Annotated in this window: 11 protein-coding genes and 1 pseudogene; 10 read left to right on the top strand and 2 right to left on the bottom strand. The window is 70.1% G+C overall.

Annotated features, from left to right (window positions below):
- Position 1 precedes the first annotated feature (1 nt).
- Together xdhC and AB0O76_RS35110 are read left to right on the top strand one after the other, a co-directional pair.
- Complete coding sequence (gene xdhC / locus AB0O76_RS35115) at positions 2 to 811, top strand: xanthine dehydrogenase accessory protein XdhC (protein WP_365499953.1); 810 nt, start codon at positions 2 to 4, stop codon at positions 809 to 811.
- Between the two features lie 66 nt (positions 812 to 877).
- On the top strand, positions 878 to 2290 hold the full coding sequence (locus tag AB0O76_RS35110; protein WP_365499950.1) for a hypothetical protein: 1413 nt from the start codon (positions 878 to 880) through the stop codon (positions 2288 to 2290).
- Positions 2291 to 2362: 72 nt separating this feature from the next.
- Here AB0O76_RS35110 and AB0O76_RS35105 read toward each other — a convergent pair whose 3' ends face one another.
- On the bottom strand, positions 2363 to 2947 hold the full coding sequence (locus AB0O76_RS35105; protein WP_365499947.1) for a DUF6461 domain-containing protein: 585 nt from the start codon (positions 2945 to 2947) through the stop codon (positions 2363 to 2365).
- Positions 2948 to 3200: 253 nt separating this feature from the next.
- On the opposite strand from AB0O76_RS35105, the gene AB0O76_RS35100 reads away from it, so the two are divergent.
- Positions 3201 to 3761, top strand: a complete 561-nt coding sequence (locus AB0O76_RS35100) for a hypothetical protein (RefSeq protein ID WP_365499944.1) — start codon at positions 3201 to 3203, stop codon at positions 3759 to 3761.
- Between the two features lie 7 nt (positions 3762 to 3768).
- Positions 3769 to 4104 (top strand): annotated as a pseudogene (locus AB0O76_RS35095) (dihydrofolate reductase family protein); the annotation flags it as partial.
- On the opposite strand, the gene AB0O76_RS35090 reads toward AB0O76_RS35095, so the two are convergent.
- On the bottom strand, positions 4085 to 4594 hold the full coding sequence (locus AB0O76_RS35090) for an AAA family ATPase (protein ID WP_365500002.1): 510 nt from the start codon (positions 4592 to 4594) through the stop codon (positions 4085 to 4087). The pseudogene AB0O76_RS35095 and the gene AB0O76_RS35090 sit on opposite strands and share 20 nt — an antisense overlap.
- A gap of 573 nt (positions 4595 to 5167) precedes the next feature.
- Between AB0O76_RS35090 and AB0O76_RS35085 the strand changes: the two genes are divergently transcribed.
- From AB0O76_RS35085 to asnB, 6 genes are all read left to right on the top strand, one after another.
- Positions 5168 to 6646, top strand: coding sequence for a sugar transferase (locus AB0O76_RS35085; protein ID WP_365499941.1), 1479 nt, complete (start codon positions 5168 to 5170; stop codon positions 6644 to 6646).
- A gap of 82 nt (positions 6647 to 6728) precedes the next feature.
- A complete protein-coding gene (locus tag AB0O76_RS35080) occupies positions 6729 to 8054 on the top strand; it encodes a nucleotide sugar dehydrogenase (protein ID WP_365499938.1) in 1326 nt (441 codons plus the stop codon).
- Positions 8044 to 9351: a glycosyltransferase family 4 protein gene (locus AB0O76_RS35075; RefSeq protein ID WP_365499935.1), complete on the top strand. Its 1308-nt coding sequence runs from the start codon at positions 8044 to 8046 to the stop codon at positions 9349 to 9351. The genes AB0O76_RS35080 and AB0O76_RS35075 overlap by 11 nt, the downstream gene beginning before the upstream one ends.
- Positions 9348 to 10718, top strand: coding sequence for a Wzz/FepE/Etk N-terminal domain-containing protein (locus AB0O76_RS35070; protein WP_365499932.1), 1371 nt, complete (start codon positions 9348 to 9350; stop codon positions 10716 to 10718). Before AB0O76_RS35075 ends, AB0O76_RS35070 begins: the two co-directional genes overlap by 4 nt.
- Positions 10715 to 12247, top strand: coding sequence for a Wzz/FepE/Etk N-terminal domain-containing protein (locus tag AB0O76_RS35065; RefSeq protein WP_365499929.1), 1533 nt, complete (start codon positions 10715 to 10717; stop codon positions 12245 to 12247). The genes AB0O76_RS35070 and AB0O76_RS35065 overlap by 4 nt, the downstream gene beginning before the upstream one ends.
- Before the next feature lie 3 nt (positions 12248 to 12250).
- A complete protein-coding gene (gene asnB, locus AB0O76_RS35060; RefSeq protein ID WP_365499926.1) occupies positions 12251 to 14185 on the top strand; it encodes an asparagine synthase (glutamine-hydrolyzing) in 1935 nt (644 codons plus the stop codon).
- Positions 14186 to 14197 lie beyond the last annotated feature (12 nt).

Raw genomic sequence — 14197 nt, 5'->3', positions numbered from 1 at the left:
CATGACGTGGGTCGCCGCGGTCGCGCGGTTGCGCGCACGCCGGGAGCCCGGGGTGCTCGTGACCGTCGCGACCGTGCGCGGCCACGCCCCGCGCGACGCCGGTGCGAAACTCGTCGTGGGGGAGAGCGAGACGTGGGGCTCGATCGGCGGAGGCAATGTCGAGGCCGTCGCGATCGACCGGGCCCGGGAGATGATCGCCGCGTCCAAGCCGGAACCGGAGCTGATCGACTTCGCCCTGAACGACAAGGTGACCAACCAGCACGGCGTGCAGTGCTGCGGCGGCACGGTCTCCGTGTTGCTCGAACCGCTGGCGGTGGTACGGGCGGTGGCGATCTTCGGCGTCGGGCACGTCGGCCTTGAACTGGCGCGCATCCTGGCACGCCAGGACCTCGACCTCCACCTGGTCGACACCCGCTCCGACATCCTCACCGAGGGGCGTCTCGGCGTACTGGCGGACGCGGTCGGCCAGGTACACGTGCACCACACACCGCTGCTGCCCGAGGAGGTGCTGGAGGAACTGCCGCGCGGCACCCACATCCTGATCATGACCCACGATCACGCCGAGGACGCCGCTCTGTGCGACGCCGCCCTGCGCACCACTCATCTCGGCTCCATCGGGCTGATCGGGTCGGCGGCCAAGTGGACACGCTTCCGCAAGCGCCTCGCCACCGAGGGCGGTCACGACGAGACCACCATCGATCGGATCAAGACCCCGATCGGCCTGGCGGACATCACGGGTAAGGAACCCGCGACCATTGCCGTGAGCGTCGCCGCCGACCTCCTGCGCACGTTCGAAGTCGAGGGGGACTGACTCTGCGGCCGCGGTGCGCGTGGCATCATGATCACCTCTTTGGCGTGATCATGATGAGGAGGAGCCGTGAGATCGGCTGTCAGGAAGTCCTCGGGGATGTTGGCCGGGAAGGCCATCCGGCCGTTGCTTGCGACGGTGCTGTCCGTCGCTGTGCTGGCCGGTGCCGTGGCCTGCGGGTCCGAGGATGACGGGAAGGGCGACAAGGACGACAAGGGCGCGCAGGACGCCGGGGCGCAGGCCGGCAGCGGGCAGGTCGTCCAGGCCGCCGGTGCCGCGCCGAAGGCCCAGGAGGGCGGCGCGGTCAAGTTCGAGTTCGAGCAGGGCTGCAAGCAGGTCAAGGCGGCGCTCGAAGGGTTCCTGAAGAAGGGGCTCGACAGCATCGGCTGCTGGGAGAGCGCGAAGCTGCCCGAGCCCGAGGTGAAGACGGCCTCCGAGATCACGTCGCTGGCGGGCCGCCAGTGCCGGGCCCAGCCGGGCCGCTGGTTCTACACGCGCACGGACGCCTGCGGCCGCGTGTCCCTCACGTACACAGTGATCGACCTCAAGACGAAGCGGACGACCGGCAGGGCCGTGTTCACCGCGACGCAGGAGATCCAGCTCGACCCCAAGGAGCACAACGGCAAGACCTCCATCAAGGAGGGGCTGTGGCACACCGAGAACACGCTGCGGCTCGACGCCGCATCGGGCTCCGCCAGGGGGCTGCGGGCGTCGTGGAAGACCGCTTGCTCGGGCGGCGCGTGCGCGGCCGACAACGCGTGGTCGGGGTCGGTACCGATCAGCAAGGGCCGGATCCTCGACGGCGCCACCAGCCATGTGTGGAAGGGGGCCGTCCCGGTCCAGAGCTTCCGCGCGAAGAACACCGTGACCATCCTCGGTGCGGGCCAAGTCCTCATCTCCCCGGCCTGGTTCGCGCCGCCCATGAAGCTCAGGTGCGACCGGACCTTCGGTGACTCCCGGTACCCGAGCGGCAAGAACGTCGGCTGTGTGTTCCCCCAGGCGGTGCCGACGATGAAGCTGCCGCTGCGGAACGCCGGACAGGCCAACGTCGCCTGGTCGATGCGGAACCTCAAGGGTCACTGGGGCTGGCAGGGCCGGGGCAAGCCGCTGACCCGCCTCGCCGACGAGGACAAGTCGGACGCCAACCGCAACAAGATCTGCCACGACGGCACCTTCAAGGCCGACCCGCAGGTCCCCGACGACAGTTGCGACGAGTTTCCGTTCGCCAAGACGCGGCAGAGCGGCGGGCAGCGGAAGCTGGCGGGCAAGGACTGCGCGGAGATCCGCCCCCACAAGGAGACCAGCGGCAGCCGCAAGGGCCAGTGGACCATCTACTACGTCAGCAACGTGACCCCGAGCAGTGAGTGCACCATCGGGCACGTGCCCAACAAGCAGAACGGCTCGGTCGGTGGCTCACTGAGCGGCTTCTACCAGAAGCAACGGGTCATCGACGGCGAGAAGTTCTGGCTCAGCGTCGGCTGACCGCGGGGCGGGGCGGGGCGGGCGGGGCGGTGCGGGGCGGGGCGTGCGGTTCGGCTACCGACCCGCCCCGCCTCACTCGTCGTACGCCGGAAGCCTGGCCATCAGGCCGAAGGTGACCTGGTGCGGGCCCAGGGTGACCCCTGTGTAGTCGTGCAACAGCGCCAGGGCACGCAAGTTCGGCGAAGCGCCGCTCTCCGGGTCGAAGAAGCCCGCACGGCCCATCTCCGCCACGAGCCGATCCGGGTCCTCGCCCCGCTGCTCGTGCCGGAGTTCGGGCTGTCGCGTGTCGAACTTGGTGATCAGCGTCCCGTCCACCCAGTGCTCGACGAAGCCCAGCGAGTCGCCGTTGTAGCAGCCGATCAGCCGGGTGCCGCGCGATGCGGCGGCGAGACGCTCGTCGTCGAAGGCCCAGGTGCTCGCCGGCTCGAAGGCGAAGGCCCAGCCCTCGGCGACGCCGCCGTGCACCGCGCCGAAGTCCCAGTAGTCCTCCAGCGCCTCGTCGCGCAACGCGCCGACCTCGTCCGCGTCGTCCGGCTGCCGGATGCTCTCCGGCTCACCACCGATGCGTACGAGCACTTCGCGGCCGGTCAGGCCCTGGACCAGGGTCAGGCTGTGCGCCGTGTGGATCTCGGCGATCCAGGCCAGCGGATTGGTCATCGTGCGCTGGAGGTCGACTTGAACCGGGCGAGTGCCTCAGCGGAGTTCATCGCTTCCCCAGCTTCCCTTCGATCAGTTCCATGGATGTGCGTGGCGTGTTGGGCGCCGCACGCATGATCCCATAGCGCTCAGCGAGCAGCCGCACCTCGGGGTGTCAGTGATCAGTCGGCACGATCAGCGACGCTCGGGAACCGTTTCGCCGGATCCTGCGTGACCCTTTGACGGTGTTGTCGGCTGGTGGTGAGGGGATCGAATGAGAGCGCGGGCGATGGCGAGCGTGGCGGTATCCGCCTGTGTGGTGCTGGTGGCGTGCGGGTGCGGTGCGGACAAAGCGGAGGAGAACGCGGACGCGAAGCCTTCGCGGCCGTCCGCATCCGCGCGGTCCGAAGAGCCGTCGGCCACGCCGTCCGCGTCTGCTCCGGCCGAGAAGCCCTCGGCCGAGCCGACCGGCGACCAGCCGGGGCCCAGGACGAAGGAGGGCGCGATCCTGCGGTACGAGCAGTACCTCCACGCGCTGGGCCGTGAGGACATCGACACGGTCTGCGAGGTGGCCGGGCCCGCCGCGAAGAAGGCACAGGACCAGGGGTTCGGCCCGTGCAAGTCGACGTACACGGCCGTGTTCCAGATGATCTCGCCCGCGCAGAAGAAGGCCCTGAAGACCGCGACGGTCGACCCACAGCGCATCGCTGTGCGCACGCCCGACAAGATCGAGATGCCGGTCGAGGCGGTCAGGGCCGACGCAACCTTCTCCGAGAGCGACCTCGGCAGCTACACCCTGGAGTACCTCAAGAACGATTGGTACATCACCGACTGACCTCGCCGACGCCTTCCCGCACCTGCGGCACCTGGTGTTCTCCACGACGCTCACCGAGAGCCCCGACCCGGCCGTGGAGCTGGTCAGCGGCGACCCGGTGGCAAAGGTGCGGGAGTTGAAGCAGGAGGACGGCAAGGACATCTGGCTGATCGGCGGCGGCGAACTGGCGGGCGCCCTTTACGCCGAGATCGACCAACTGATCGTCAAGCTGGGCCCGTTGACGACCGGCACCGGCATTCCCCTCTTCGGCCGCAGCGCCGCTTTCGACCCGCGCGTCTGGAACCTCACGGACCACACCATCCTGGACAGCGGGGCGGCCTTCCTCACCTACACCCGCGGCTAGGGCCTGTCCTGCGGATCCTTTGCGTTGCCGAAGTTCCAGGGTGCCCGAATGACGGCCACCGGTCGGCGGCCCACTCCCGCCAGCCCGCCCACCCGGGGGGCGGGCCGGCGGACGCGCGGCCTCCCAGCTCCGCTGCGTCGGGCTCCTCGAAGTGCGCACGCCCATACAGGATGTCGGCCTCGGCCATCGGGAACGTCTCCTCGGCGGCGGTCGCCCGGCGATGGGCGATCCGGGCGCGCTGGGTCTCATCGTCCACGGGCAGGTAGACCATGCGGAAGTACGCGTCCTCGGCCTCCACCAGCCAGCGGATCGCGGACCGTTCGTCCCGGGACCAACAGCCGTAGTCCACCACGACGTTGGTGCCCAGTTTGACCGCCTCCAGAGCGAGCCAGAGCATGCGCCCCTCCAGCACGTCGCGCTTCCCGTCCGGCTCCGCTTCGCCGAACAGGGGAAGCGTCCAGTCGTCGGAGCGTGTTGCCAAGGCGTTGATCTTCTCTTCGGCAACCGCGGCGTCCTGCGCGGAGCGCAAGATCCCGTTGATCACCTTGCGGTGATCAGACCAACGCCCGCCCCTGCGCCCGCCGCCCATCGCCCACACCCGCAACCACCGCCCCATGCCCACCGACAAGTTCCGGCCGAACAAGTCCTGGGCGCAACCCAGTTGGCAGTGCCGGGGCGTCTCGGGGTTGCCGGTGCGGCAGGCCGGGGAACTCCCGTCGTCGCAGGTCGCAAGGCGTGTCTTCGTCGCCGAGGTATGGGTAAGCAGTGATCGATCTGTGACCCATCTTCAAATCATGGGCACAAATTCCACACATCCCTCTCTTCAGATGGGCTCCGATGGTCTAGATTGACCCTGCTTCACATGGGGACACGAGGCGACAAATAATGATCTATGGGTCACCTCGAGTCTGGAAGGGACATGCAAGACCGCTGCCGCCAGGGCGGGTTGCTCAAGTAGCGCCGACGTAGCCGGGATGCATGTGTGGGGGCCGGGGGGCCTCCCAGGGGGAGGAACGGTGTTGGGCGATGACCACGTCGAATTACTGGGGACCGGGGGGCTTTTGTGCGGCAGGGGGGATTAGTCGGCCCTTTATCGCCGGCGGGCGGGAGCCTGGCGAATGGGGCGATCAGCAGGCCCGCGATCGACTGGGAGCAGCGGTACCGCCGTACCGTGATCACCAGCGACACCGTGGCCACCGCCTTGGTGGTGGCGGCGATCGGCAACTTCTTCGGGGTCCGGGACGCGGCCAACTGGCACGAGAAGTGGGGAATTCTCGCATTCGGCACCGAACTGCTTGTGCTGGGAGCGCTGGCGGTGAGCCGGTCGTGGACTCCGGCCGTACTCGGCCAGGGAGCCGAGGAATTCCGCCGTCTCGGACGCTCGCTGTTCACGGCGACCGTCGTCCTGGCGCTCGGCGGAATCGCCCTCACCTCACGCAACATCAAGCTCTGGATCTTCGTCGCGATCCCCGCGATCGCGCTCGTCACCATGACCGCGCGGTATCTGCTCCGCCTCCGGCTGCACAAGCAGCGGAAGGAAGGGCGGTGCCTCAGACCGGTGCTCGCCGCCGGGAGCCCGGCCACCGTGCGCGACCTGATCAACCGAACCCGTAAGTTGCCGCACCTCGGCTGGCGGGTGGACGGGGTGTGCACGACGGACGGCCTCGAGGCCGACGGTGACCAACTGGACGGAGTGCCGGTCGTCGGCCGTCTTGCGGACGTGGCCAATCACGTCCGCCGCGACGGCTACCGCGTCGTCGCGGTCACGCCGGACCCGCACTGGTCACCGGACCGGCTGCAGCGCCTTGCCTGGAACCTCGAAGGCAGCGATGCCGAGATGGTCGTGGCCCCCGTGCTCATGGAGGTGGCAGGACCGCGGCTGCACGTCGACGCCGTCCTCGGGATCCCGCTGCTGCGGGTCAGCATGCCGACCTTCACCGGGGGGCGCCGGGCGATCAAAGGGGTCGTCGACCGGATGGGCGCGGCGCTCCTGTTGATGCTGTTCGCGCCGCTGATGGTGCTCGTCGGGCTGCTCGTCCTCGTGGACAGCCGCGGCGGGGTGTTCTACCGCCAGCGCAGGGTCGGCAAGGACGGCCGCGAGTTCACCATTCTCAAGTTCCGCACCATGGTCGCAGGGGCTCACGGGGCACGCGCCGAGCTGGCGGGCCACAACGAGGGTGCGGGGCTGCTGTTCAAGCTCCGCCGGGATCCGCGGGTGACCCGGCTTGGAGCAGTGCTGCGCCGGTACTCGATCGACGAGCTCCCGCAGTTGTTCAACGTACTCACCGGATCGATGTCGCTCGTCGGCCCGCGGCCACCACTGCCGGAGGAGTCCGCCGCATACGGCCCGGACATCCGGCGGCGGCTGCTCGTCAAGCCCGGGCTCACCGGTCTGTGGCAGATCAGTGGACGCAGCGACCTGCCGTGGGAGGAGGCGGTCCGCCTCGACCTGCGGTACGTGGAGGACTGGTCGCTCGCCCTGGACACAGTGATCTTGTGGAAGACGCTGCGCGCGGTGATCCATGGCCAGGGGGCGTACTGATGCGCGGGGGGCTGCGACTCAACGGTCCCGCCGCCGCGCGGACCGCAGGCCGAAAGGGCCTGCCTTGGGGGAGGAACGCGTCATGAGAGTCAGCGTTTTCGGGCTCGGCTACGTGGGCTGTGTGTCGGCCGCGTGCCTGGCCAGCATGGGGCACGAGGTCATCGGGGTGGACGTCAACCAGGCGAAAGTCGACCTGGTCAACGACGGCAAGGCCCCGGTGGTCGAGGAGCGGATCGGCGAACTCACCGCGGAAGTCGTGCGGACCGGAGCGTTACGCGCCACCCGTGACGTCCGCGAGGCGATCATGGGCAGCGAGGTGTCGCTGATCTGCGTGGGTACGCCGTCGGAGCCCAACGGCAGCTTGTGCACCACGTACTTGGAGCGGGTCACCGAGGAGATCGGCTCCGCCCTTGCCGAGCGGGGCGGGCGGCACACCGTCGTGTTCCGCAGCACCATGCTCCCGGGCACCTGCCTGAACCTCCTTCTACCGATCCTGGAGAAGTACGTCGGCGGCACGGCCGGTGTGGGCTGGGCTGACGTGGGGGTCGCGGTCAACCCGGAGTTCCTGCGCGAGGGCACGAGCGTGCGGGACTTCTTCGACCCGCCCAAGACCGTCATCGGTGAGCTCGACCCGGCGAGCGGCGACGCGGTGACGGCGCTGTACGACGGTTTGCCCGGCGAGGTGTTCCGGGTGCCGGTCCCGACGGCCGAGGCGATCAAGTACGCGGACAACGCGTTCCACGGCCTCAAGATCGGCTTCGCGAACGAGCTGGGCGCGGTGTGCCAGGCGCTCGGCGTCGACTCACACCAGGTGATGGACGTGTTCCTGGCCGACCGCAAGCTGAACGTCAGCCCCGCCTATCTGCGGCCCGGCTTCGCCTTCGGTGGCTCCTGCCTGCCCAAGGACCTGCGCAGCCTCGTCCACGCGGCGCAGCGGGCCGACGTATCGGTGCCCATCCTCGCCCATGTGCTGCCCTCCAACTCAGCGCATCTGCAACGCGCGGTGGAGCTGGTCGAGCGCACCGGCAAGCGCCGGGTGGGCCTGTTCGGGCTTTCCTTCAAACCCGGCACCGACGACCTCCGCGAGAGCCCGCTCGTCGAGCTGGCGGAGAGACTCTTCGGCAAGGGGTACGACCTGAAGATCTACGACGCCAACGTGAGCCTCTCCCGGCTGATCGGCGCGAACCGCGAGTACATCGAGACCCGCCTTCCGCACCTCGGACAGCTGCTCGCGGACTCCGTCGGCGAAGTGCTCGAGCACGCCGAGGTGTGCCTGGTCGGGACGAGGGATCCGGCCGTGCTTTCGGCGCTGCCCCATGGGGACCGCCCGGTGATCGTCGACCTCATCCACCTTCCCGACGCCGAGGCGCGTCGGGCCGAACCGGGGTACGTGGGCCTTGCTTGGTGACACATCGTTCGATGACACAGCCGGCGGCGACCGGACGGACCGGCGCGCGCTGATCCTGGTGGAGAACCTGTCGGTGCCGTTCGACCGGCGGGTGTGGCAGGAGTGCACGACGCTGCGCGACGCGGGGTGGGAAGTGCACGTCATCTGCCCCCGGGGGGAGAAGCGGGACACGGAGCCGGAGGCGGTGATCGACGGGGTGCGGATCCACCGCTACCCGTTGCGCGCGGCCACCGGGGGACCGGCCGGCTATCTGCGGGAGTACGGATCGGCGCTGTGGCACACGGCCCGGCTTGCCCGCAAGGTCGGCCCGGTCGATGTGGTCCACGCCTGCAACCCGCCCGACCTGCTGTTCCTTCCGGCGCTGTGGCTGAAGCGGCGCGGCGCGCGGTTCGTCTTCGACCAGCACGACCTGGTGCCCGAGCTGTACCTCTCCCGGTTCGACCGCGGCGAGGATCTGCTCTACCGCGCCGTGTGCGCCCTTGAACGGCGGACCTACCGGGCCGCCGACGTCGTCCTCGCCACGAACGAGAGCTACCGCGACGTCGCGATACGCCGTGGCGGTCAGCGGCCGCAGGACGTCTTCGTGGTGCGCAGTGCGCCCGCGGTCGAGCGGTTCCAACCGGTGCCGCCCGAACCGGAGTTGAAGCGCGGCAAGCCTCATCTGCTGTGCTACCTCGGCGTCATGGGACCTCAGGACGGCGTCGACTACGCCTTGCGAGCCCTCGCGAAGCTGCGCGACGAGCTCGGGCGGACCGACTGGCACGCGGTGTTCGTCGGCTCCGGCGACGCCTTCGACGCGATGCTGGAACTGTCCCGGCGGCTCGGGCTCACCGAGCAGGTGCAGTTCACCGGGCGCATCCCGGACGCCGACCTCGTGCGCTACCTCTCCACCGCGGACGTGTGCCTGTCACCCGACCCGCGCAATCCGCTCAACGACGTATCGACCATGAACAAGGTCCTCGAGTACATGGCGATGGGTCGGCCGATCGTCTCGTTCGACCTCCGGGAGGCGCGCGTCTCCGCCGGTGACGCCGCCCTCTACGCGCCCGCCAACGACGAGGCCGCATTCGCCGAGGTCATCGCGCTGCTCCTCGACGATCCGGAGCAGCGGGCCCGGATGGGCAAGATCGGCCAGGAGCGGATCGGCGGGCCGCTCTCCTGGCGGAACTCGCAGGCGTCGCTGCTCGCCGCCTACGCCGCCGCCTGCGGTGACCACACTCCGGGGCCGACGGGCAGGACGGCCCGAACGGTCCGAACGGCCCGAACGGCCCGAACAGGGAAGAGGCCGCGGCGTTGAACGATGACACGATCCGCCTGGTCACCATCGGGCGGATTCTCCGCCGGCGCCGGCGGCTTCTCGCCGTCCTCACCGTGGTCGGCGCGCTCGTCGGCTACGGCGCCTCGGCGCTGCTGTTTCCGCCGCGGTACACGGCGTCGGCATCGGTACTGCTGCCGGGGCAGTGGGAAGAGCGCGAGCTGCTGACCCAGGTGGACATCGCGATCAGTTCGTCGGTGGCCGACCGCGCGGCCGCCGAGCTCGATTGGAGCGGCGTCAGCGGCGGCGAGCTGCGGGACAAGGTGACCGCCAAGGCCGCCGACGGGAACATCATCAAGATCTCGGGTACGGCCGAAAGCCCGGAGCGAGCGCAGCAGCTCTCCGACCAAGTGGCCAAGGAATTCGTCACGTTCGCCGCGCGGCTCACAGGCGGCGCCACCGACTCCGAAGCCGCCACGGGCCCCGAGGCGCTGCGGAAGAAGGTCCAGGAGACCAACCGCCGCATCACCGACCTGGCCAACGCGGCCGATCCGGGACAGACCGTGGAGAGCGTGCAGGCCCGCACCGCGCTCGAGAAGCTGCGCACCTCGCTGGAAGAGGCCATGACGAAACTGGAACAGGCCGACCCGGCGAACGACAAGGCCGGCATGGTCGTCATGGGCCCCGCGGCCCGGCCGTCCGGCGAGGCGCCGCCGACGCGAATGCAGCTCATCGTGGGCGGGGCACTGCTGTTCTTCCTGGCCGCGGTCATCGCCCATCTCACCGCCGCACGGACGAATCGCCGACTGCGCACCGAACCGGAGATCGCCGCGGCGCTCGGCTCCACGCTCCTCGGCACCGTCGACGTACTCGACGAACCGTCCGCGCACTGGCCGGAAGACCGCGGCCCGAGGGCCCGGATCCGCCGGTTCCTCGGCATCGACACCCGGTGGGACCTGCCGACCCCGCAGCGCTCCGGCGACGAGGCGGGCAGAAGGATCCGCTACCGGCGGGTGTGTGCCCGCCTCCGGACCCACCTGCCCGCCCCCCGGCGACTCCTCGTCGTCGTACCGGACGGCGACGAGATCGCCCACCGGGCCGCTGGGCAGCTCGCCGCCGAGGCCGCGAGCGATCTGCTGCTCCGGGTGGTGGAGGTCTCGGTCGACCGGCCGACCGTACCGGACCGCGGCGCGGAGTCCGGTGCCCTGGTCGTGCTCAGCGCGGGACGCTGGACCACGGAAGAGGTCGCAGGCATTGCCGAGGCGTGTGCGGACGGCAGGCATGAGGTCGTCGGTGTCGTCGTCGCAGGACCGGTACGGGCGCGTCCGACGCGGTCCGCCGACCATCCTGCGGACCACGCCACTGAGGCGCTCGCGGCGCGCGGCAACGCGACGGGAGGTCCGGCGTGACGACGAACACGACTTCTGAGTCGTCGGCGGCCACTCCGCTCTTCGACCTGCAGGCGCTGGTGGTTTCGGTGCGCAGGCGCCGCCGCCTCTGGTGCTCCCTGGCACTCCTGGGACTGCTGGTCGGCGTGGCGGTTGCGGTCCTGCTGCCGCCGCCGCCGAGCGCGCGGACCAAGGTGCTTGTCGCGCACGCGGAGGATCAGCCGAACGACATGGGAACGCTGATCCGCACCGACGTCGCCGTACTGGGGACCACGCGGATCGCTGACGAGGCCCTGCGGTCGCTCAAGTCCTCACAAGCCCCTGAGGACTTCATGCAGGAGTACCGGGGCACCGGCCTGACCAACAATCTGCTGCAGATCGATGTGACAGGTGACAGTGACGCGGATGCGGTGGCCCGGGCCGAGGCGCTGGCCGACGCGTTCGTCGCGGACCACGTGCGGCGGATGCGGGAAACCGCGAAGGCCGAGGCCAAGGCCCTCCTCGACCAGCGTGACCGCATGCGGGGCGAACTCGCCGAGGTCAACAAGGAGATCGGAGACCGGTCGCCGGAGACGGAGAGCGACCCGAAGGAGTCGGCGAGCGTCGAGACGCTCTTCGCCCGCCGGGCGGAACTCAACTCGCGGATCGCCGACTTCGACCAGCGCGCCGCGGAGGCGCGCACCGGCACACCCAAGGTCATCGCAGGCACGCAGATCGTGGACGCCGCGCGCCCGGTGCAGCACTCCCTGCCCAAGGCCGCTGCCACCAACGCCGCGATCGGCCTCGTCCTCGGGCTGGTCCTCGGGCTCGCGCTTGCCGCGATCCGCACGGTGGTGGCGGACCGCCCCGTGCTGCGCCGGGACATCGCGGCGAACCTGGGCGCCTCGGTCATCGCGGAACTGCCCCACCGGTCGGGCAAGTTGTGGCAGCGCCGACGGACCCGCGTGGCACGCGAACGGCTCACCGGGACCCTCGTCCGTACCGTGCGTGGCTCCGCGGAAGCGGAACCACTCTCGCTGCTTGAACTGGGCTGCGCGCGCAGTACGAGCGTGCTCGCTCTGGACGTCGCGGCGGTGCTGACGGCGGACGGCGGTCCTGTGACCGTCATCGACGGTCTGCCGGGCCCCCAACTCGCCAACCGCCGGCGGCCGGGAGGCCCGACCGTGGTCGGCGGCGAGCGAGCCGGGTCCGTGGCGCATCAGGAGCGCAGGATCGGCGTCGGCTCCGTTGCGCCCGGTACGGCGTGGACCGACCTGCAGTACCTCGGCACCCGGACCGTGCTCGTCGTGCGCGCCGGGCAGGGCAGCGCCGCATGGCTGCACACCGTGGCGCGGCAACTCGCGGACCAGCGCATTCCGGTGATCGGTGTGGTGCTTGTCGACCCCGATCCGAGGGACAGGACCGACGGCACGCTGTGGGACGGGCCGCACACCGCGCTGCGCGGCCGGATCGAGATACCGGCCCGGCAGAACGGGACGGGCCAATGGCGGACGGAGCGGCTGCCGGTATCGGCCGCACGGGGCCCGGACAACGACCAGGAAGCGCGGTAGGACATGTGTGGCATCGCAGGTACTTACCGATGGCCGGACGGGAAGGCCGTGGCCGACCGGCTCACCGACACCCTCGCCCACCGCGGCCCGGACGGGGCGGGCCGGTACGGCCACCCCGTCGGTGACGGCGAAGTGCAGCTCGGGCACCGCCGGTTGGCGATCATCGACCTGTCCGGGACCGGCGCCCAGCCGATGGTCTCGGACGGCCTCGCCCTGACGTACAACGGCGAGCTGTACAACGCGCCCGAGCTGCGTGCCGAACTGACGGCCGCCGGGGTGCGCTTCCGTGGCACCTCCGACACCGAGGTGCTCCTGGAGGCATGGCGGCGCTGGGGCACGGACTGCCTGACCCGGCTGCGCGGCATGTTCGCGTTCGGGATCTTCGACGAACGCACCGGTGAACTGGTCCTTGTCCGTGACCAGTTGGGCATCAAGCCGCTGTTCCTGCTCCGGCGCGGCGAGGGCCTGGTGTTCGCCTCGGAACTCAAGGCGCTCGCCACCGCGACCGGCGGAACGCTGGAGGTGGACCATGCGGCCCTTGTGGCGTCACTGCTCTACTACTGGGTGCCGGACTCACGGTGCGCGTTCCGCGAGGCGGAGAAGCTGCCGCCGGGGACCTGGATGAAGTTGCGGCCCGACGGCCGGGTGGAGCGCGGCCGGTTCTGGAACCTCCGCGACATTGCGGCCGAGGGCCGGGAGCGGGCCCGCAGCGGCGAGCGGCCGGACCTGGCCGCCATCGTCGAGGAGTCGACCCGGCAGCACCTGCTCTCCGACGTACCCGTGGCGACCTTCCTCTCCGGCGGCTTGGACTCCAGCTACCTGACCGCCCTTGCGGCCCGCGACCGTCCCGGGATCTCCGCGTACACGATCGGATTCCGCGCCGAGGACGCCAGGTTCGAGGCGATGCCGGACGACCTGCGCCATGCCCGGCAGGTGGCCGAGCGGTTCGGCGTCGACCTGCACGAGATCGAGATCGCCCCGAACGTGCTCGACCTGCTGCCGCAGATGACGTACAGCCTGGACGAGCCGATCGGCGACCCCGCCGCGATCAACACCTTCCTGATCTGTGCGGCCGCCCGGGAGGCCGGGGTCAAGGTGATGCTCTCGGGGATGGGCGCCGACGAGCTGTTCGCCGGGTACCGCAAGCACCTGGCCAACCTGCTCGCACTGCGCTACCAACGAGTTCCGCGGCCCCTGCGGCGCGGCCTTTCCGCGGCCGTGGACCGGCTGCCGGTCGCGACGAGCCGCCGCGGCTACCGGTCGGTGCGGTTCGCGAAGCGGTTCCTCTCCTTCGCCGATCTGCCGGAGGAGACCGCGTTCCGGCGCAGCTACACCATGTACGACCAGGAGGAGCTGCTCGCCCTGGTCAACCCGGACTTGGCCGGGGCGGTCGACGACGTACTGACCGAGCATGCGGACGTCTACCAGGACAACGACCTCGACGACTTCGTCAACCGCATGTGCCTGACCGACGCCCGGATGTTCCTGCCGGGCCTGAACCTCGCGTACACGGATCGGTCGAGCATGGCCGCGTCGACCGAGGTGCGGGTGCCGTACGTGGACGTCGAGGTGGTCAAGGCGGCGTTCGCCGTGCCCGGCGATCGCAAGATCGTCGGACGGCAGGGCAAGGCCGTCCTCAAGGAGGCGGCCTCCTCGGTCCTTCCGAGGGAGATCGTGTACCGGCCCAAGGGCCTGTTCAGCGCCCCGCTGCGCGCCTGGATGAGCCGGGATCTGGCACCGCTGGTACGCGAGGTGGTCAACGACGGCGTGCTCGTCAACTCCGGGATCCTGCGCCGCGACGCGCTGGCGCGGATGGTCGCCGAGGACGCCGCAGGACAGCGGGACTTCTCCAAGCATCTGTGGCATGTGCTGACCCTCGAGTACTGGTATCGCGACGCGACCTCTGGGTCCGGCCAGAGCACTCGGTTAACGGCTTAGGAATCAGAGGAG

This window comes from Streptomyces sp. NPDC086554, from assembly GCF_040686095.1.
In the GTDB taxonomy this organism is placed as follows: domain Bacteria; phylum Actinomycetota; class Actinomycetes; order Streptomycetales; family Streptomycetaceae; genus Streptomyces.
This window is presented reverse-complemented; position numbering and strand designations above follow the sequence as displayed.

What these genes read in the sequence shown, in the direction of transcription:
- AB0O76_RS35105 (WP_365499947.1), bottom strand. Translation starts at nt 2,947, where the DNA reads ATGACCAATCCGCTGGCCTGGATCGCCGAGATCCACACGGCGCACAGC.
- AB0O76_RS35080 (WP_365499938.1), top strand. Translation starts at nt 6,729, where the DNA reads ATGAGAGTCAGCGTTTTCGGGCTCGGCTACGTGGGCTGTGTGTCGGCC.
- xdhC (WP_365499953.1), top strand. Translation starts at nt 2, where the DNA reads ATGACGTGGGTCGCCGCGGTCGCGCGGTTGCGCGCACGCCGGGAGCCC.
- AB0O76_RS35100 (WP_365499944.1), top strand. Translation starts at nt 3,201, where the DNA reads ATGAGAGCGCGGGCGATGGCGAGCGTGGCGGTATCCGCCTGTGTGGTG.
- asnB (WP_365499926.1), top strand. Translation starts at nt 12,251, where the DNA reads ATGTGTGGCATCGCAGGTACTTACCGATGGCCGGACGGGAAGGCCGTG.